Annotated in this window: 9 protein-coding genes; 5 read left to right on the plus strand and 4 right to left on the minus strand. The window is 66.2% G+C overall.

All coding sequences use genetic code 11. From position 1 onward, the window contains the following. A partial coding sequence (locus AC1DW9_RS32885; protein WP_476855314.1) for a class I SAM-dependent methyltransferase occupies window positions 1-594 on the minus strand: 594 nt, incomplete at its 3' end. 738 nt (window positions 595-1,332) lie between these two features. Between AC1DW9_RS32885 and AC1DW9_RS32890 the strand changes: the two genes are divergently transcribed. The 4 genes from AC1DW9_RS32890 (at window position 1,333) to AC1DW9_RS32905 (ending at window position 8,614) form a co-directional block, all read left to right on the plus strand. Beyond that, window positions 1,333-4,287, plus strand: a complete 2,955-nt coding sequence (locus AC1DW9_RS32890) for a methyltransferase domain-containing protein (RefSeq protein ID WP_441508225.1) — start codon at window positions 1,333-1,335, stop codon at window positions 4,285-4,287. A gap of 436 nt (window positions 4,288-4,723) precedes the next feature. Then, on the plus strand, window positions 4,724-6,349 hold the full coding sequence (locus tag AC1DW9_RS32895; RefSeq protein ID WP_441508224.1) for a B12-binding domain-containing radical SAM protein: 1,626 nt from the start codon (window positions 4,724-4,726) through the stop codon (window positions 6,347-6,349). A 203-nt stretch (window positions 6,350-6,552) separates the two neighbouring features. Next, window positions 6,553-7,224, plus strand: a complete 672-nt coding sequence (locus AC1DW9_RS32900) for a response regulator (RefSeq protein WP_441493846.1) — start codon at window positions 6,553-6,555, stop codon at window positions 7,222-7,224. Beyond that, on the plus strand, window positions 7,217-8,614 hold the full coding sequence (locus tag AC1DW9_RS32905; RefSeq protein WP_476770010.1) for a sensor histidine kinase: 1,398 nt from the start codon (window positions 7,217-7,219) through the stop codon (window positions 8,612-8,614). The genes AC1DW9_RS32900 and AC1DW9_RS32905 overlap by 8 nt, the downstream gene beginning before the upstream one ends. A 91-nt stretch (window positions 8,615-8,705) precedes the next feature. Here AC1DW9_RS32905 and AC1DW9_RS32910 read toward each other — a convergent pair whose 3' ends face one another. From AC1DW9_RS32910 to AC1DW9_RS32920, 3 genes are all read right to left on the minus strand, one after another. Then, a complete protein-coding gene (locus AC1DW9_RS32910) occupies window positions 8,706-9,581 on the minus strand; it encodes an ABC transporter permease (protein WP_476775923.1) in 876 nt (291 codons plus the stop codon). A gap of 110 nt (window positions 9,582-9,691) precedes the next feature. Beyond that, window positions 9,692-10,516, minus strand: a complete 825-nt coding sequence (locus AC1DW9_RS32915; protein WP_476775922.1) for an ABC transporter ATP-binding protein — start codon at window positions 10,514-10,516, stop codon at window positions 9,692-9,694. 100 nt (window positions 10,517-10,616) lie between these two features. Next, complete coding sequence (locus AC1DW9_RS32920) at window positions 10,617-11,615, minus strand: ABC transporter substrate-binding protein (protein ID WP_441508220.1); 999 nt, start codon at window positions 11,613-11,615, stop codon at window positions 10,617-10,619. A gap of 891 nt (window positions 11,616-12,506) precedes the next feature. Between AC1DW9_RS32920 and AC1DW9_RS32925 the strand changes: the two genes are divergently transcribed. Further along, window positions 12,507-20,381: an autotransporter-associated beta strand repeat-containing protein gene (locus AC1DW9_RS32925; protein ID WP_476775921.1), complete on the plus strand. Its 7,875-nt coding sequence runs from the start codon at window positions 12,507-12,509 to the stop codon at window positions 20,379-20,381. Window positions 20,382-20,466: the final 85 nt, after the last annotated feature.

The following is a 20,466-nucleotide window of genomic DNA, read 5'->3' on the forward strand; positions in this document are numbered from 1 at the left end:
CAGTTCCTGGATGTGGCGCCGTGTCATGGCCCTGACATTGCGGTTCCAGGGATTGGGATAGCGCATGTCATACCAGATGATCACCCCGTTCGGGGTCAGGACGCGATTGATCTCGCGCGCCACGTTCCTGGCCATGAGGGGGCTCAGAATCGAGGAGAACATCGTGAAGACCAGGATGAAATCGAAATGCTGGTCGGGAAACGGTACATTCTCCGCATTGGCTTCCGTGAACGACACGTCCGGGCATTTTCGTCTGGCGGTCGCGAGGGCTTCCGGAAGCAGGTCGATCCCGAACAGGCGGTCGTTGGGAAAACCGTAGCGCTGCAGACGGCGGACCAGATCCCCCGTCCCGCAGCCCAGGTCCAGGACACGATATTGCTTGAGGGGAGGGGCAGCCTCCCGATCGAGCAACCTGTACAGGGCGACATCGCGATCGCGCACCATGCGCAGGCGCCCGGGGCGTCTCTCCCTGTCCGGGTTTCCGCGATCTCTCTCCGCATATTTCGCATAGGCGGATTTGATGCGCTCGACCTCGGCCGCCGTTGAGTGATCACAGATATCATAGCTGAATGGACGCATTTGAACGACCGGCATCGCAATCTCCCAGGGTGAATCGCCGATGGCTTCTCGCCTGCGGATGCTTGGGGGCTTGTCACCCGCTCCAGGCGTCGGAAGCTGTTGGAACGCTCCTGACAACAGGGCAGGCGGGGCGCCCGAGCCGGCATCCTGCGTACCCACCGAGGCTCGGTTGCCGCTGAGCCCGAGCTCTCGCCTCATGCGACCATCCGGTCATCGAGACGCATGCGAGGATCTGGAGCCGAGGCGCCCACGGTCGGCGTCCAGGTCGCACAAGAAACGAGGACTCCTCCCGCTCGGGGCTTCGATTTCAAAAGTCAGCTGCGCCCGAGCGAGCCAAGCTTGTCTCTGGTACGCGCCGGGCAGGCGCTCGGCATCCTCCGAACGAAGGATGACCCGGCATTTCCTGGCTGTCCGGCCGCCCGTTCCGGCCCCTGCGCCGAGGCGCCGCCATGGCGCAATCGACGCCGGCTTCGTTCATTCGAAGGATGAACTGGCCGCGCCCCAGGCGTAGCCGGTTGAGGTCAATCCCGCAGCCGGCCGCCGAAGACAGGGTTGATCCGATGCGCGACGAACAACCGACGCCGATCGTGGGAGGCCTGCGGGGTCGCCTGCTGCACGGTCTCCCTGCTTCGTCAGGGTGGAGCCGCCATCGCCGCAGAACGACGGCAATCACGGGAGCAGAGTGTCAACACGCCGGAGTGCGCCCGGCCCCCAATGCAGTGGCACTGCCTCTCAATGCAAGGGTATCGGCCTATGATCATTGATCTTTTCGGCGCCACCGGTGCCAGCAGAGCAAGCTTTGCCAGCGAATTGTGCGAGAGGCTCCGCGAGAGCGGCCAGACTGCCGAGATCATTCAGGGCCACTGGCCCGCGACAGGGGATCCGGCCCGCGACCCCCCGGGCCAAACCACCGGGCATGTCTACCGCGGCATTGGCAAATGGGCCGCGGCAGCGGTCCTCCCGCTCAGTCGCAGGCTCGGTTTCTGGCCCGGCTTCGATATCCTCGCCATGCTGCCGCCGGCCAATGCGGCCTGGTTCGGCGTCCTGCGCAACTATAATGCGAGCCTGAGCCATGCCTGGTCGGAGGCGGCCCGGTCGGACCAGATCGTGATCTTCGAACAAGGCTTCGTTCAAACCGTCTGCCTGCTCGCCACGCATAGTTGGGCCCTGAGCGCGGCTACCCTGGAAGCAGCCCTCGAACAGGTGCCAAAGGCCGATCTGATCATCTGCATCGATGCCCCCTCGGAGACGCCCGAAACGGATTTCGGAATGAGCCACGCCGCGGCGCCCGTCATCGCTCGCGCCGACGGCCTCTTGCATGAGCACGAGACGCCGGTGATCTCGCTCACCTTTCACGACGAGGCGACGCTCGGCAGCGCGCTGGACGCAGCCGTCGAGGAGGTCCTGGCGAGGCGCCCGGTTCGCGCCCCGATCGGCACATCCGCCGCGGCAGCGGCAGCCGACCGTGCAGCAACGCGCCCCGGTCCGGCTCATCCCGCTGTGCCGATTCGGGGCGCGATCGTGGCAGCGGGGAGTGTCGCCGCTCCCCAGCGGGCCATTCCGCTCCCCAGCATGCGTGCGCTGCTGCCCTATTTGATCGGGGCCTTTCTCGCCTTTCTCGTCGAATTTCTCGCCGCCAGGGTCATCGGCGCCCATAGCTACGGCATCTATGCCTTCGCCTTCGCCTGCGCGAGCGTGGTCGCCTACAGCTCCACGCTGGGTTTCAATATTTCGCTGATGCGCCTCCTGCCAGCCTATCTCGCGCGGCAGGAGAGCAGCCTCGCCCGGGGCGTGATCCAGTATGCCGTCCGCAGGACGCTGGCGACCGCGGTGGCGATCGCCGTGCTCGGAGCGACCTTCATCACCATGTATCCCGGGACATTTCGGCAGGAGGTCATCTCAACCGGTCTGATGGCGCTGGCCGCGACACCTCTGCTCACGCTTCTCCTGATCAGCGGCTCCGTGACGCGCAGCTACGGCGGTGCCCTGTCGGTCCTCACGATCGAACGTGTCGTCCTGAACGGGCTCGTTCTCGGCATGATCTTCCTGACGGCCTGGTACCATCTGTGGCCACGCGATGCGACGCTCGTCATGGGCTCCACGCTCGTCGGGTCGGCGATGGCGGCGATGGTGCTCGTGCCGACCCTGCGGGAGGTCCGGCCACAGGCGGTCCGCATGGCCGTGGCGAATTATGCCACCACCGAATGGCGCTCTTCCATCGCGCCCCTTACGATGATCGTCGCCGCCGAGATCGTCCTGAACCGGGCCGGTGTCATCGTGCTCGGCCTCGAGGGTTGCATTACCAAGGCCGGTATCTTCGGCATTGCCCTCAGCATGGCGACGCTGACGACGCGCCCCCTGGTGGCTTTTGGCCGATCGATCCTGCCTCTGGCCTCGCGTTTCGGCGGCGGGGATGATCGACCGCAACTTCAGGCGCTGCTGAGCCACTCCGCCAGGCTGTCATTGATGGCGGCGGTCCTGATCTCGGTTCCGCTGCTCCTGCTCACAGAGCCCTTGCTGAATTGGCTCGGCCCGGATTTCGAATCCGCGGCCCCCGTCCTTCGCATCCTCCTGATCGGTCAGGTTATAGCGGCCGCTTTCGGCTCGCAGCAGTCGCTCATGACGATGGCGGGGCACGAGCGGGCTGCAGCCGCGACGCTGATCGTGGGCGCCGGGGCGAACATCGTGGCCACGGTTGTGGCGAACCGGTTCTGGGGATTGACCGGCGCCGCGGTGGCATCGGTTGCCACAGTGATCGCATTGAACCTGGCGCTGGCCATCTTCCTGCGCCTGCGCCTCCAGATCAGGCCCGGCCTGGCCCTGGCCGTGCCTCCGGTCCCGATGCATTGGTCCAGGTCGCAGCTGGTGAACGGACACAGCGATGCTTCGGCCGTTGGCGCGACCTGGGAGTGGGAACCCCGAGGCGGAGCGCGCGGGGGCGGGGGTCCGGGCCAGCCGAACGACCCGCAATCCGAATCCTACCGGGTGGGCTCGACCGGTGCAGGCTATGGCCGGCGCTATGTCAGGACCTTCGCCGAGGGCTATTACGCCATCAACTGGCGCGAGATCGAAGCGCCGTTGCTCCGGGAGATATTTGCGAGGCTGGCGGCCCGCGGCGCGTCGAGGTCCCTCGATTTCGCCTGCGGGACCGGACGCATCCTGGAACTGCATGAAGAGGCGTTCGACGACATCGTCGGCGTCGATATTTCGCCGGAAATGCTCGCCTTCGCGCGCGGGCGCTACCCTGAAATCCGCTTCGTCGAGGCCGACCTGACCCAGACCGGTGCGACCGAGTCCGTCAGCGACCGGCAGGTCTGCACCGCCTTCCGCTTCTTCCTCAATGCCGAGCCCTCGCTTCGTGCGGAGGTGCTCGATGTTCTGAGGAAATGCCTCGTCAAGGACGGCGTCCTCGTCGCCAATTTCCATGGCAATCCGGCAAGCCTGGTCGGGCTCGTCTATCCCGTTCGCAACCGTCTTGCCGGGAGCGAGATCAACAAGCTGATGCGCGAGGACGAGGCGGCTGCACTGCTCGAGGCGCACGGCTTCGTGGTCGAGGAGGTGCATTGGTACGGGCTCTGGCCGCCGGTCTTCCGGCGGTTCGATTGGTTGAACACGCTGTGCATGGCCCGGGTCGAGGCCCTGGGGCGGCGGTTCCCGGCCCTGATGAGGCGGTGCCAGACCTTCGTTGTCGTCGCCAGGCGCCGGTGACGACGAGGCGCAGCGCGACGGCCGGAAGTGCGGCGGAGCTGGTGCGACGGAGTGGTCGCGGCAGCTCCAGCGTTTGGAGCTTCCCTGATGTTTTGAGGGGCTCCTAGGGGCGTTTCCCTCAGGAAACGCTGAAAACATCGCATTTTGACGCGTGGAGAGCACCGGCCTCCCAGGCACGGTCCTTGCTGCTCATGTCCCTGCCAACCCGGAGGCAGCGACGCAATGTCCGTCTTTCCACCCGCTCAATGCTGCATTCGAGCAGCCATCGCTCAACGACGGTAGCAGCGATTTCTCAAGCTTCTCCCCAGTCAGCAAGTCCTGGCAATCAGCAAGGTCTCGCGGCCCCCACGTTTTTCGCACGCAGGCGCGGCCGTCTGGAGGCTCGTCGGCCGATGAGCCCGCATTCCTCCCGTCAAAGCGCGAAGCAGGAGACAACATGCCTAATGAACGCTGCAGGGTCTTGATGGTCTATCCGCGTTTCAACGCGGGCTCGTTCTGGAACTACAAGGCGACATGCGAGCTCGCCGGTGCGCTCCATCCCGCCGCCCCCCTCGGATTGATCACGGTCGCTGCGCTGTTGCCGACGGCGTGGGAGATCCGTCTCGTCGACCTGAACACGGAGGAACTCGCCGAAGAGAATCTCGGCTGGGCCGACCTCGTGATGACGGGGGGCATGCTGCCGCAGCAGGAGGGTACCCTCGCCATCATCGAGCAGAGCCGCATGCACCGCAAACCGGTCGTCGTCGGCGGACCCGACGCAACCTCCACGCCGCATGTCTATGAGGCTGCGGACTTCCTGGTGCTCGGGGAGGCGGAGGAGATCATGGCCGGTTTCGTGTCCGCCTGGCGATCGGGGGCGAGGACCGGCGTCTTCAAGTCCGAAATGGGCAAGACCGATGTCACGAAGAGTCCGACGCCGCGCTTCGATCTGCTGAAATTCGAACGCTATCTGCATGTCGGCATCCAGTTCTCGCGCGGCTGCCCCTTCAATTGCGAGTTCTGTGACATCATCGAGCTCTATGGGCGCGTGCCGCGTACCAAGACGAACGCGCAGGTCCTGACCGAGCTCGAGGCGCTGCATGCACTCGGCTATCGCGGCCATGTCGATTTCGTCGACGACAATCTCATCGGCAACAAGAAGGCGCTCAAGCAGTTCCTGCCCGACCTCAAGCGCTGGATCACCGAGAAGGACTTCCCCTTCGAATTCTCGACCGAGGCGTCGATCAACCTTGCCGACGATTCCGCCCTGATGCAGGCGATGAGCGAGGCCAATTTCTTCACGATCTTCGTCGGCATCGAGAGCCCCGATTCCGAGACGCTGATCTCGATGCAGAAGAAGCAGAACACAAGGCGCAGCCTGCAGGAGAGCGTGCACAGGATCTACCGGGCGGGGCTGTTCGTGAATGCCGGCTTCATCCTCGGGTTCGACAGCGAGAAGGGCAGCGTCGCACGCGACATGATCGCCTGTATCGAGGATACCGCGATCCCGGTCTGCATGGTCGGTCTGCTCTATGCGCTACCCAATACCCAGCTGACGCGGCGCCTGGAGCGCGAGGGCAGGCTCCAGATACCAGATGACACCGCCCCCGCACGGCAGTTCGGCGATCAGTGCACCGCTGGCCTCAACTTCGAGACCAGTCGCCCGCGCCGTGCCATTCTGGCGGACTACAAGGCCGTTCTCGAGGCCGTCTATGCACCCGGCGCATTCTTGGGGCGGGTTCGGCGCGTCGGCCGGATGCTCGATTGCACCAATCGCCGTCTGGAACTGCCGAAATCCATGGAATGGCAGGAGCTGAAATCGTCCTGGCGTCTGCTCTGGCGCTTGTCGACGATGAGGGGCGACGTCAGGCGCGAGTTCTGGAAGACGCTGGTCGACTGTCTCGCGCATAACCGCCGGGCCTTGCCCTATGTGATGATGATGGTCGCGCTCTACGTCCATCTCGGACCGTTCTCTCGCCAGGTGATCGCCCAGGTGCAGCAGCAGATCGCCGATATCGACAGCGGGCGCCACCCGCAGATCCGAGTGAAGCAACGCGAGCTGGAGGTGATGGCCGTTGGCTGAGGGGCGCTTCGCGGTTACGACCTCGCTGTCCGCCGCATCACTGTCTGGCATGGCGATGTCGGCCGCTCCTCGCAGGGCGGTGAAGCGTCCTTGAAACCGGACGCCGCGGCACGGCTTTTCCTTCACAGGGCCCGGCCCAACCGTTTAGGAAGGGAGCTCGGAAGGGTTCGTGCCGCCGATTGGCCTGCGAGAACGCGTATCCAATGCGAATACTGCTCGTCGAGGATAACCAGGAGCTGTCCGATTGGCTGGCTCGCCTGCTGCGCAAGAGCCGTTATGTCGTCGACTGCGTGCGTGACGGGAGCGACGCCGACGCTGCGCTTTCGACCCAGGTCTATGATCTCGTCATTCTCGACATGGCCTTGCCTGGCATGGGCGGGATCGAGATCCTCAAGCGCTTCAGGGCTCGCAAGGGTTTGACGCCGGTCATCATCCTCACCGCCAATGATGCGATCTCCAGCCGTATCGCGGGGCTGGACAGCGGCGCCGACGACTATCTGGTCAAGCCGTTCGACCCGCTCGAGCTCGAGGCACGGATCCGGGCGCAGCTGCGACGCAAGCAGAGCGATAGGCTGGTGACGGTCGCCTTCGGTGCGATCGTGCTGGAGACGACCACGCGGCAGTTCTCGGTGGGAGGCTTGCCCCTGCCGCTGACCCAGCGCGAACACGCGGTTCTCGAGACCCTTGTGCTGGCGGCGGGACGCGTCGTCTCAAAGGCGACGCTGACCGATACCGTATTCGGCCTCGACGACGACGCGACCTCCAACGCGATCGAGATCTATGTCCATCGTGTCCGCAAGAAGCTGGAAGGCACCGGCGTTTCCATCGGGACGTTGCGCGGGCTGGGCTATGCGCTGAGGAAGCAGGATGGCTAGGAGCCTGCGAGGCGAGCTTCTCGGCTGGCTGCTGGTTCCGCTCGCCGGTATCGTCGCTTTCAACGCCTGGACGGCGCATGGGAGTGCGGTTTCCACGGCCAACCTCGTCACCGATCGCATGCTGCTGGCTTCGGCGCGGGTGATCGCGGAGCAGGTCAAGGAAAGCGACGGCAGCGTCGAGGCGCTGATTCCGCCCTCGGCGATCGAGATGTTCGCCACCTCGGATCGCGACCGGGTGATCTACCAGGTGATCGCGCCCTCGGGCGAGCTGATCGCGGGCTTTCCCGATGTCGCAGGGCCACCGACGCCACCGAGCGACCTGCAACCCGTGTTCTTCTCGGCGCGTTTTCGCGTTGACGACATCCGAGCGGTCGCCCTGGCCCAGCCCGTCGTGTCGAAGACGGCCGGCGGCAATGCCATCGTCATCGTCGGCACCACCTTGCGCGGCCGCGACCGGCTGGTGACCGATCTCTGGCTGAATTCGGTGCGTGATCAGGCGTTGCTAGTGGGGCTCGCCGCGCTCCTGGCGCTCTTCGGTCTGCGGCGCGGCCTCGGACCGCTGCTCGGGCTGCGCAAGGAACTGGCGGAGCGCCGGCCCGGCTCGCTCCAGCCTGTCGAGACGGCGCATCTGCAGAGTGAGTTGAGGCCGCTGATCGGCGCGCTCAATCACGCCTTCGGGCGCATCGAGCGCTATGTGGCCCTGCAGAGGCGCTTCGTCGCCAATGCGTCCCATCAGATGCGGACGCCGCTTGCCGTTCTGAAGACCCAGTCGACCGTCGGTTTGCGCGAAACCGAGATCGCCTCCAAGGACGAAACTCTCCACGCCATCGACCGGGGGCTCGATGCCCTGGCCCGGCTGGTCAACCAGTTGTTGACCTTGGCGCGTGCCGAGCCGGGCGGTGCGGCCCTGCGCAAGGTCCCCGTCGACTTCGCCACGGTGACACGCGAGGCCCTGGAGGGCCTGGCGCCGATTGCCTTCGAGCGCGAGATCGACCTTGCCTTCGAACTATCGGGCGGAGCGGCCATGCTGCAGGGGCACGAGACGCTGTTGCGCGAGATCGTCGTCAACCTCGTCGAGAATGCGCTGCGCTACACGCCGAAGGGCGGAGCCGTCTCGGTCGCCCTGTCGCAGGCGCAGCGACAGATCCGCCTTGTCGTCGAGGATACCGGGCCAGGCATCCCCGAAGAGGAGCGGGAGAAGGTCTTCGAGCGCTTCTACCGCCTGCCGGGCGCCGGGCCGGACGGCACAGGCCTCGGGCTGTCGATCGTGCGCGAGATCGCCGCAGCGCATGGCGGCACAGTCACGCTCGCCAATCGCTCCGCCGGGCCGGGCCTGCAAGCCGAGGTCATGCTTCCGTCGCTGCCGGCAGCGACGCCGGGCCAGAGCTGACCGACCAAGGCTGAACCGGGCATCGCCAATCACAAATGAGCCTCGCCCGGTCGGCCGACCGGGCGAGGCCTTTTCTGTCGCTGCCCGTGTCTTAGTGCGTGTCCTGCAAGGGGGCGGGCCGCCATGTCGCCAGGCTGCGCTCCAGTCGGGTCATCAGGTATTCGGCCAGCAGGGCGACAACCATGATCACGACGATCGCGGCATACATTCCAGCTGAGTCGAAGGAGCCCTTGGCGATGTTGATCAGGAGCCCGATGCCGTAGCGCGCGCCGACGAATTCTCCGACGATCGCGCCGATGATGGCAAAGCCGAAGCTCACATGCAGCGAGGCGAAGATCCAGCTCATCGCCGAGGGGATCACCACCGAGCGCGTCAGCTGCCAGCCGCGCGCACCGAGGATCTGGGCATTGGCGATCAGGTTGCGGTCGGCCTCGCGCACGCCCTGGAAGGCGTTGGCGAAGACCACGAAGAACACCATGACGAAAGACAGGGCGACCTTGGAGGCGAGGCCGAGCCCGAAGACCATGATGAAGATCGGTGCCAGAACCACGCGAGGAATCGAGTTGATCACCTTGATATAGATCGAGAAGATGTCGGCCAGCATGCGGTTGCGGCCGAGCGCGATGCCGACGACGATCCCGGCGACGGAGCCAGTCGCGAAGCCGATCAGCGATTCCTCCATCGTCACCCAGAGATGGAACCAGAGAGGCCCTTCCGACGTGCCCTCGAAGATCCATTCGACCAGGCGCGACCAGATCGCGCTCGGGCTCGAGAAGAAGAACTCGTCGATGATGCCGGTGCGCGCGCCGATCTCCCAGCCGCCGAGGAAGCCGAGCAGGATGGCCCAGCGCCAGAACAGGACGAGCTGCGTGCGGCGGCGTGCCGCCTTGGCGGCGGCGGCCTCGATCTCGGCGTCGGACGTCCCGGCGCGATAGACCGGCCCGGAGGCGATTGCGATATCGGCCATGTTGATGCTCCCTGGAATCGGCCCGAAAAGTGGATTGCGGTTTTCGGGAAAGCCGATGCAATCACAGATGGTTAGATCATCGGACCGGATACSGTATCCGGTCCGATGATCTAGGCTGCGCGGGCTTCGTCGCGGGCGGCGCCGCGCTGCACTTCGTCGCGCAGGTCGTCCCAGATCGTCTTGGACAGGGCGATGAAATCCTGCTCGTAGCGGATTTCGCTGACCACGCGCGGGCGCGGCAAATCGACGGGATAGACCGATTTCACCGTCGCGGGCCCCGAGGTCAGCACATAGACCTTGTCGGCGAGCGCAATCGCTTCTTCCAGGTCATGCGTCACGAAGACGACCGAGGCCTTCGCCTCCGACCAGAGGTCGAGCAACACGTCGTGCATCAGCACGCGCGTCTGAACGTCGAGGGCCGAGAAGGGCTCGTCCATCAGCAGGATCTGCGGCTCATTGATGAAGGTCTGCGCCAGCGAGACGCGCTTGCGCATGCCGCCGGAGAGCTGGTGCGGGTATTTCGTCTCATGTCCGGTCAGGTGGACGCGCGCCAGCCATTGCCTGGCCTTCGCATAGGCCGCCTCGCGCGGTGTCCCCCGGAAGAGCGGGCCGGCCACGACATTGTCGATCACGTTGCGCCAGGGAAACAGCGCATCGGTCTGGAAGGCGAAGCCGATGCGCGGATCGATACCGTCGACGGGTTCGCCGAACAGGCGGACTTCGCCGCTCGAGGGGCGGGCGAGGCCGGTCACCAGGTTCAGCGTGGTCGACTTGCCGCAGCCGGTCGGGCCGACCACGGCGACGAACTCACCGCGCGCCACACTCATGTTGAAGTCGCGGATCGCGGTCATCGACCGGCCGTCGGGCGTCAGGAAGCGGCGGCTGACATTGATCAGTTCGATCGCCGGGCTCTCTTCGGGAGCGGTCGCGGACATGGCTTCTCCTTCGCCGGCCGGCCGGCGTTCGCGGATCGCAAGAGGCGAAAGGCAGGCAAGACGGGCGATGGCCTCACGTCATCGCCCGGGAGTGTCGGACCTATTTGACGTTCTTCACGAACTCGGTGGTGTAGGTCTTCGACAGGTCGATCTGCTTGCCCTGGATGTTCTTCGAGAAGCCGGAGAGCACGGCGAGAACCGTCTCGGGGCCGCCTTGCGGCATCACGCCGTCGAGCGTGAACATGGCCTTCCCGTCGGCCAGCGCCTTGACGTAGGCCTCCTTGTTGCCGGCGTAATAGTCCTTCGGCATCTTGTCGGCGATGTCGGCGGCATCATGGGTATTGATGTAGCGCAGTGTCTTGACGAAGGCGTTGGCGAGCTTCTGGACGATCGGCTTGTTCTTCTCGATCCAGGCCGTCTGCATGTAGAGCGAGGCGGCCGGATAGGTGCCGCCGAGCGCTTCCTTGGTCTTCTCGACCGTGCGCATATCGACCAGGACCCGGGCCTCGCCGGTGGCGAGCAGGCGCGAGATCGTCGGCTCCGTCGTCATGCCGGCCTGCATCTTGTCCTGCTGCATGGCCGCGATGAAGGTCGTGCCGGCGCCGACCGGAAGCGAGGTGAAGTCGCCGAGCTTCACGCCGGACTTCATCATCAGGTACTGCGTCAGAAAATTGGTCGAGGAGCCGAGCCCGGTCACGCCGAGGGTCTTGCCCTTCAGGTCGGCCATCGACTTCACGTCGGGATACTTGGACGAGACGAGCTCGACTTCGCCCGGTGCCTGGCTGAACTGCACCACGGACATCACATATTTGCCCTTGGCCTGCAGGTCGACGCTATGGTCGTAGAAGCCGACGACGCCCTGAACCGCGCCGGCCAGCATCTCGTTCTCGGCGTCGACGCCGGCGGCCTCGTTCAGCAGCTCGACATCGAGCCCCTCGTCCTTGAAATAGCCCAGGCTCTCCGCGAGCTTCGCGGGCAGGTAGATCTGCTTCTCATAGCCGCCCACCATGATGGTGACCTTGTCGGCAGCCAGCGCCGATCCGGCTGCGGCCAGAAGCGCGGCGAAGGCAATCGACGATGTTAGAATGCGGGCACGCATGGGCCGGCTCCTTGGTTTTGGTTTCCTGCCACGCTTCCTTCCTCCTTTCGCGGAGGATTGGCTGAACCGTGACGCCGTAAGCGTTAGACCCCGAACCTTTCACCAGACTTTCAGCGTCGCGGTACTCACTTTGCCGTGTCTGCCTGCGCGAAAACGCCTGCCTTGCGCATGCAGGGATGGCCGCCGGCGACAGGATATCCCGGTGATCCGCATCGGGCCCACGCGCGCCGTGGCGTCTTGCAGATGTGCTGGGCGCCGGGCATCCGGCAGCGTCCTGCAGCTCTGGTTTCGCCGGTCGTCGGCGCGATGGAGTCTGGCTCCCGAAAGGCCCCGATCGGCCCCGTGGCGCACCTTTAGCCGGGACGAAATCATAAATCCCTTCAAATGCTAACGACCGTTCACATCGGGAGGCTGTGCCCGTCTGGTCCCGTCCGGACGTTCTGGTAAGACCGGACTGTCGCAGCGGCAGTTCCTGCTTCGTGCTCGCGGCGGTGATGGTCATGGAGGCTTCGCCGGTGAGGCGGAGCGCGGGCGATCGGCCCGGGAGGGAGCCCTGCTTGCCTGGCGTGCCGACGATACTCACCCGGGCGAGGGTTTCGGCCATTCGCGGGGCAAACGGGCGAGGCGCATGTGCGGCGTGATCGTGGAAGCCGCTCCCGTGATTTTCAGACGATGGGTCGGCTGTTTGCTGCTCCGCGCCTCCGGCGCGGCCGCGCGTCAAGCGGCGGACTGGGAATGAGCGGCGCGAGACGGCGCTCGCTGCCGATCTGATGTGTGTTCTGGCCGACGGCGCCCTGACAGGCGCTGAGTGAGACGACGTAAGCGACCTCGCAATCCGGGGTTGCATCAAGGACTGGGGCGCTCGGCGCCTGGGGGGATTTGGGCTTCGCCATGACCGCAGAGATCGAGACGGGGCGCCGGGTTCGGCTGGCCGGAACAGGCATCGATGACGGGGCTGCTCCCGAGGCCAAACGGGCTGATCAGGGTGTCGCACCGGTGCGCCACTGGCGCAGGCGTCGCGCAGTGCTGCTTGCCTGCACGGCGCTGGTCATGCCGGCCATGCTGGCGGCGACGCAGCGGCCAGCGCTGGCACAGTACACCGGAGCCAATGGCGGCAATGGCAGCGGCGCGCCGAATGGCGCTACCGCAGGCGGCGCCGGAGGCGGCGGCGCCTACGGAGACGGCAGTGCGACGGCTCCCGGCGGCGGCGGCGGAAGCACCAGTGGTCAGGGGAACCGGGGCGGGAGCGGTGGCGGCTCCGACGGTGCGGGCGGCGGTGGCGGCGGTTATGCAGCGGGCGCCGGTGGCGGCGGCGGCGGAGCCGGCGGTGCCGGTCTGGCCCTTAACGCGGATCTGAACAACAGCGCCGCCATTACCGGCGGCAAAGGCGGTAATGGCGGCGGCGGAAACTACAATTCCATGCCGAACTACTCCTATGGCGGCGGCGGCGGCGGCGGCGGTGGTGGCTCCGGCATCATCGCCGGAACCGGCGCGAACCTCACAAATTCCGGCACGATCACGGGCGGCAATGGCGGCGGCGGCGGCTCATCCAACGGAGCGATCAATCCGTTCACCGACCCCTCCGGCAACGGAGCGGGCGGCAGAGGCGGCAACGGCATTACCGCGACCGGCTCGGCCGGGCTGACTATCACGAATACAGGCACCATCAAGGGCGGCGGTGGCGGCACCGATTTCCAGAACGCCCAACCCTACCGGCCACAGGCCGGCGGCTACGGAATCATCGGGCAGAACCTGACGATCATCAATAGCGGCACGATCGCGGGTGGCGCCTTGGGCGGTGCCGGAGGCCTGAACGGCGCAGCGTCGACGGCCATCATCATCACCGGCGGCACCAACAGCATCAGGGCGCTCGCCGGCAGCTCGATCGGCGCGATCGAACTCGGCGGCACCACCACGCTGGCCGGCGTCTTCAACAACACGATCCAGGTCAATGGCGGCGTCGCCATGTCGGTGAGCGGCGCGACCGCGGCCGATGATGTCACCGGCATCACCACTCTGACAAACTACGGCACGACCACGATCGGCGCCGGGCGCACGCTCAGCGCCCAGACCATCAACAACGCCGCGGGCACGATCAGCATAGGCACTGGGGCGACCCTGAAGGGCATCGGCAATACGCTCAACAACAATGCGGTCATCGATGTCGGTGTGGGCGGCAGCGTCATCGATGCCGGCGCGATCAACAACCAGGGCGGCGGCACGATCAATTTCAATGGCCCGACCGGGTCGGCGGTGCTGTCGGCCGGCCAGGGCATCAACAATGACGGGCAGATCAAGGTGCTCGGCGGCGATGTCGCCGTCACCGGCGACATCAACAACCAGAATAACGGCACGCTTTCGCTGACCGGCGGCAACATGACCGGTATCGGCACGCTGACCAATAGCGGCACCGCGACGGTCAATGTCGCCGCGGGCTACAATCTCGGTGTCGGGACGTTCACGATGACCGGCGGCAGCGTCACCGGAACAGGCTCGATCACGGCCACGACTGCCTTCAACCTGTCGGCCGGCACGATCGGCGCCAGCCTCGCGGGCGCCGGCGCTCTGGCAAAGACGGGTGTAGGCACGCTGATCCTGACCGGCACCAATACCTATACCGGTGGTACGACGATCTCAGCCGGCACCTTGCAGCTCGGCAACGGCACGACCGATGGCACGATCCTCGGCTCCGTGATCAATAACGGTACCTTGGCTTTCAACACCTCCGGCAGCATCAGCTATGGCGGTACGGTCACCGGCACGGGCGCTCTAACCAAGGCCGGCAGCGGCACGCTGACGCTCACGAGTGCCATCGGCAGCACCGGCGCGACAAACATCAATGGCGGCACTCTGAAACTGGGCGCCGACGGCGCCCTCTCCAGCGACAGCCTGCTCAACATCAACAGCGCGGCGGGCGTCTTCGATCTCGACGGCCGCACGCAGACGATCGGTGGGCTCGACGGCTTGGGCGAGGTCAAGCTCGGCAGCGCTGCGCTGACGGTCTTGAGGACGTCCAGTTTGTCGAGTTTCGCCGGCGTGATCTCCAGCACCGGGTCGCTTACCAAGAGCGGGGCCGGCCAACTCGTCCTGACCGGCGACAATACCTATACGGGCGGGACGACGATCTCCGGCGGGACGCTTCAAATCGGCTCGGGCACGACGACCGGCTCGATCCTGGGCAATGTCGTCAATGACGGCATGCTCGCCTTCAGCCGCAGCGACGACTACATCTTCGCAGGCAACATCTCCGGCTCCGGCCAGGTCACCAAGACCGGCAACGCCAAGCTCATCCTGACAGGCAACAACACCTATACCGGCGGTACGACCGTCAGCTTCGGGACGTTGCAGATCGGCGACGGCACGACCGATGGCAGCATCGCTGGCAATATCTATGTCCGCACCAGCCTTGTCTTCAACACGGCCGGCACGAGCAGTTATGCCGGGGGGGCCTTCGACGGCGGCAGCGATCGCGGCACCTTCACCAAGGACGGTGCGGGCACCTTGACGATCACCGGGGAGAACACCCATCGGGGCGGCACCAAGGTGGTCGCCGGCACGCTCAAGCTCGGCGGCAACAACCGGCTGGGCAGCGATGGCGACCTCGAGGTCCAGTCGGGCGCGACCTTCGACATGGATGGCAGGGCACAGGGCCTCGCCAAGCTCGAAGGCGCCGGCACGGTCCAGCTCGGTACGGGCGGCGCACTGACGGTCGGCAACGCCGATGCCTCCTCGACCTTCGCCGGCGGCATCATCGGCGGCGGTTCGCTGACCAAGGCGGGCACGGGCACGCTCACGCTGACCGGCGCCAACGGCTTCACCGGCGGCACGACGATCAGCGGTGGCACATTGCAGATCGGCGATGGCAGCGGCACCGGCTCGCTCGTCGGCAATGTCGTCAACAATGCCGCGCTCGCCTTCAACCGCACCGGCAGCCTGAGCTTCGCCGGTGACATTTCCGGCACGGGTGCGTTGACCAAGAGCGGGGCGGGCACGCTGATCCTGACCGGCGCGGCCAGCCATGCCGGCGGCACGACGATCAGCGTCGGCGCCCTGCAGATCGGCGACAGCGGCACGACCGGCGCGATTTCCGGCAACATCCTCAACAACGGCGCGCTCAGCTTCAAGCGCACGAACGATCTTAGCTATGCTGGCGTGATCAGCGGCAGCGGCTCACTGACCCAGGCCGGCAGCGGCACCTTGACGCTGACGGCGGTTAACACCTTTTCCGGTGGCACGACCATCACCACCGGCGGCACGCTGCGGATCGGCAATGACGGCACGAATGATGGTTCGGTCGGTGGCGCTGTTTTCAATGACGGCTCGCTCGAATTCGACAACCTGAACGCTGCCAGCTTCGCGGGCGTGATCTCCGGCAATGGCGCGCTCCGCAAGCTTGGCAGCAACACGCTGACCCTGACCGGCGCCAGCACCTATTCCGGCCCGACCTCCATCGCCGCCGGCACCTTGCTGCTCGGCGGCAACAACCGGTTGAACACGAGCAGCGATGTCTCGGTCTCCTCGGGAGCGTCCTTCGACCTTGGCGGCTTCTCGCAAGGCATCGGCGCCCTCAGCGGTGCAGGCGAGGTCAAGCTCGGTTCGGGCGGGGCGCTCAGCGCGGGCACGACCAGCGATTCGATCTTTGCCGGCGCCATCAGCGGCGCGGGCTCGCTGACCAAGACGGGCACGGGCCGCCTGACCCTGACGGGCGACAACACCTTTACCGGCAGCACGACGATTGCTGCCGGCACGCTGCAGATCGGCAATGCCGGAACGGCTGGCGCGCTTGCGACCGATGTCAGCAATAGCGGCGTCCTCGCCTTCAACCGCATCAACGAATACATCTTCAGCCACGTCGTTTCCGACGGCGTCGGCGCGGGCTCGGTCGAGCAGAACGGCACCGGACGAACGATCCTCACCGGCACAAACACGTATACGGGAGGCACCACCGTCAATGCCGGCGCATTGCAGATCGGCAATGGCGGCGCGGCGGGTTCGATCGCGGGCTCGGTCACGGTTGCGTCCGGCGCCGAATTCGCGGTCAAGCGCTCCGATATCTATGCGATGCCCAATGCCGTCAGCGGTGCAGGCAGCTTCGCTCAACGCGGCACCGGCACGACGGTCCTCGGCGATGGCATGACCTATAGCGGCGGCACCGTGATCGAGGCCGGCACGCTCAAGGTCGGCAGCGGCGGCGCACAGGGCTCGCTCGGCAGCGGCGCCATCGCCAATGCCGGCGCCCTCGTCATCGACAAGAACAACGCGATCACGATCGCTGGCGCGATCAGCGGCACCGGCAGTTTCGAAACGACCGGTGGTACCGGCGGCACGGGCGTCACCAAACTCTCGGGCGCCAGCTCCTATACTGGCGCGACCACGGTCAGCGGCGGCACGCTGGAGGTGTCGGGCTCGCTCGGCAACACGGCGGTCACGGTGCAGAGCGGCGCGACGCTGGCCGGTGCAGGCACGATCGCCGGCGCGGTCACCATCGCCAGCGGCGGGCGCCTGGCACCTGGCGCCAATCCCGGCACCCTGACCACGGGCACGCTCAGCGTCGGTGCGCTGACCTTGTCCTCCGGTTCGCAGCTCGATTTCGATCTCGGCCTGCCCAATCTCCCGACCGGGAGCGGCAGCGATCGCGTCGACGTGACCGGCAATCTCACGCTGGCCGGCACCCTCAATGTCGCGAATGCCGGCGGCTTCGGCGGCGGCATCTACCGCCTGATCAACTATGGTGGCACGCTGACGAATAACGGCTTGACGCTGGGCACGCTGCCGAGCGGCGTTTCGGCCGGCGATCTCTCGGTGCAGACCTCCGTCACGAGCCAGGTCAACCTGGTCAACAGCAACGGCCTCACCCTGAAATTCTGGGACGGCGGCGCGGCGGGCAACGCCAATAACGGCGCGATCGATGGCGGCGCCGGAATCTGGAGCGCAACCAGCGGCAACTGGACCGACCAAAACGGCAGCATCAATGGCCCGGCGGCGCCGGCCCCGGGCTTCATGGTCTTCCAGGGCACGAGCGGCATCGTCACGGTCGACACGAGCCTCGGCACGGTCTCGGCGACGGGCATGCAGTTCGCAGCGGACGGTTACAGGATCGAGGGCGGTACTGTTACCCTCAGCGGCGCGCAGGCGATCATCCGTGTCGGCGACGGCACCTCGGGCGGCGCCTCCTATGTCGCCACCATCGCATCGAACCTGACCGGTGCGAGCGACCTGGTGAAGACCGATCTCGGCACGCTCGTCCTCTCCGGCACCAACAGCTACACCGGCAACACGCTGCTGAACGCTGGCACGCTCTCGGTCTCGTCCGACGGCAATCTGGGGCAGGCGGCCGGCGGTCTGGTCTTCAACGGCGGCGTCCTGCGCGTGACCGGCACGAGCTTCACCGCGACCAGCCGGGCTGTGAGCTGGGGCAGCAATGGCGGTGGCTTCGACATCGCCGATGCGGCCAACAGCTTCACCCTGAGCCAGGCGCTCAGCGGCGCCGGCGGGCTTACCAAGCTTGGCGCGGGCACGCTCGTCCTGACCGGAGCGAACAGCCATACTGGCGGCACGACGATCTCGGCTGGTACCTTGCAGGTCGGTGCTGGCGGCACGACGGGCGAGATCACCGGTGCTGTCGTCAACAACGGCAGGCTCGCCTTCAGCCGCTCGGACAGCGTGACCTTCGCAGGCGCCATATCCGGCTCGGGCGCGCTGACCCAGATGGGGTCGGGCACGCTGATCCTGACCGGCGTCAACAGCTACACGGGTGGCACAGCGATCAGCGCCGGCACCTTGCAGATCGGCGATGGCGGCACGACGGGGGCGATCGGCGGCAATGTCGCCAATAGCGGCACGCTGGCCTTCAACCGATCCGACATGGTCGCCTTCTCCGGCCAGATCTCCGGGGCAGGTGCTCTGAAGCAGCTTGGAACCGGCACGCTCGACCTGACCGGCGTCAACACCTATTCCGGTGGCACGACGATCACGGCCGGCACATTGCGCGGCAGCGCAACCAGCTTCGGCAGCGGCGCAATCCTGAACAACGCCGCCCTGGTGATCGACCAGGGCAGCGACGCCCGGTTCGCCAACGCCATCAACGGTACCGGCCGCTTCACCAAGACGGGCATCGGCTCGCTCAACCTGACCGGCACCAGCACGCTGTCGGGCCCCACCACGATCGCGGCTGGGCGGCTCGCCGTGAACGGCTCGCTCGCCAATTCCGCCGTGACCGTCGAAAGCGGCGCGACGCTTGGCGGCAATGGTACGATCGGTCGGCTGAACGTGCTCAGCGGGGGTATTGTCGCGCCAGGCAACTCCATCGGCACCTTGACCGTCAACGGCAACGTAAGCTTCGCGCCGGGTTCGATCTATCAGGTCGAGGTGAATGGCGGCGGCCAGTCGGACCAGATCATCTCGACCGGGACGATCACGGTCTCCGGCGCCACGCTCGCGATCGCGGCCATCTCGGGCGCGATGCCGCCCTCGGCGCGCTTCAAACTCTTCGATGCAGCAGGCGGCGTTTCCGGCCAGTTCACCTCGGTGACCAGCAATTTCGCCTTCCTGACCCCGGGCCTGAGCTACGATGCCGCGCAAACCTACCTGACGATCGCGCGCAACGATGTCTCCTTCGGCAGCGTCGGCCAGACCCGCAACCAGACGAGCCTGGGCACGGCAGGCGAACGGCTCGGCACCGGCAATCCGGTCTATGATGCCATCGTCAAACTCGATGCTCCCTCGGCGCGCCAGGCGTTCGACGCCCTGTCGGGCGAAGTGCATGCTTCCGCGCAGGCCATCCTGGTCGAGGACAGCACTGTGGTGCGCGGAACGGCGATCGATCGCCTGAGGTCGGCGTTCGGGACCGTCGCGGCGGCGCAGCAGCCGGTCATGACCTATGGCTTCACGGCCGATATGGCAGCGCCCGTCACCGGGCCGATGCCGCGGCTCGTTCCCAGCGACCGTTTCGCGGTCTGGGGGCAGGGCTTTGGCTCCTGGGGCCGTAATGAGGCCCAGGGCGGCGTGTCGAAGCTCTCCCGCTCAAGCGGCGGCTTCCTGCTCGGCGCCGATGCCGCGGTCTTCGACAACTGGCGCGTCGGTTTCTACAGCGGCTACAGCCGTTCGACCTTCGAGGCGAAGGGCCGGATCTCCTCCGGCAACAGCGACAATTATCATCTCGGTCTCTATGGCGGCGGCCAATGGGGTGCGCTCGGGCTGCGCGCCGGCGCCGCCTATAGCTGGCACGACCTCACGGTCGATCGCACCGTCTCCTTTACCGGTTTCTCCGACCGGCTGAGGAGCGACTACAATGCGGCAACCGCGCAGGTCTTCGGCGAACTGGGCTACCGCATCGATGCCGGGCGCGTCGCGCTCGAGCCCTTTGCCGGCCTTGCCTATGTCAACCTGCAGAGCGACGGCTTTACCGAGCGGGGCGGGGCAGCGGCTCTTGTCGGTCGCAGCTCCGATATGAGCACCGCCTTCACGACCCTGGGCCTGAGAGCATCGACGGCCGTGACCGTGAACGGCATGGGGCTCGAGTTGCGCGGGGCGCTCGCCTGGCGGCACGCCTTCGGCGACGTCACACCAGCCTCGCCCTTGTCCTTCGCCGGCGGCACCCCGTTCAGCATCACGGGCATCCCGATCGCGAAGAACGCGGCCGTCCTCGATGCCGGGCTCGATCTGGCCGTGTCGCCGAATGCGACGCTCAGCCTGTCCTATGGCGGCCAGTACAGCGCCCATGCGATCGAACAGACTGTCAAGGGCACCTTCGCCGTCAAATTCTGACCGGACGGATCCTGCCAGACCTTCAGCAAGGGGTGCCCTCGGGCATCCCTTGCTTCGTCGCGGTCCGCGCTGATCGCGCGGCCTT

Source organism: Allobosea sp. P4_E12 (assembly GCF_056401655.1).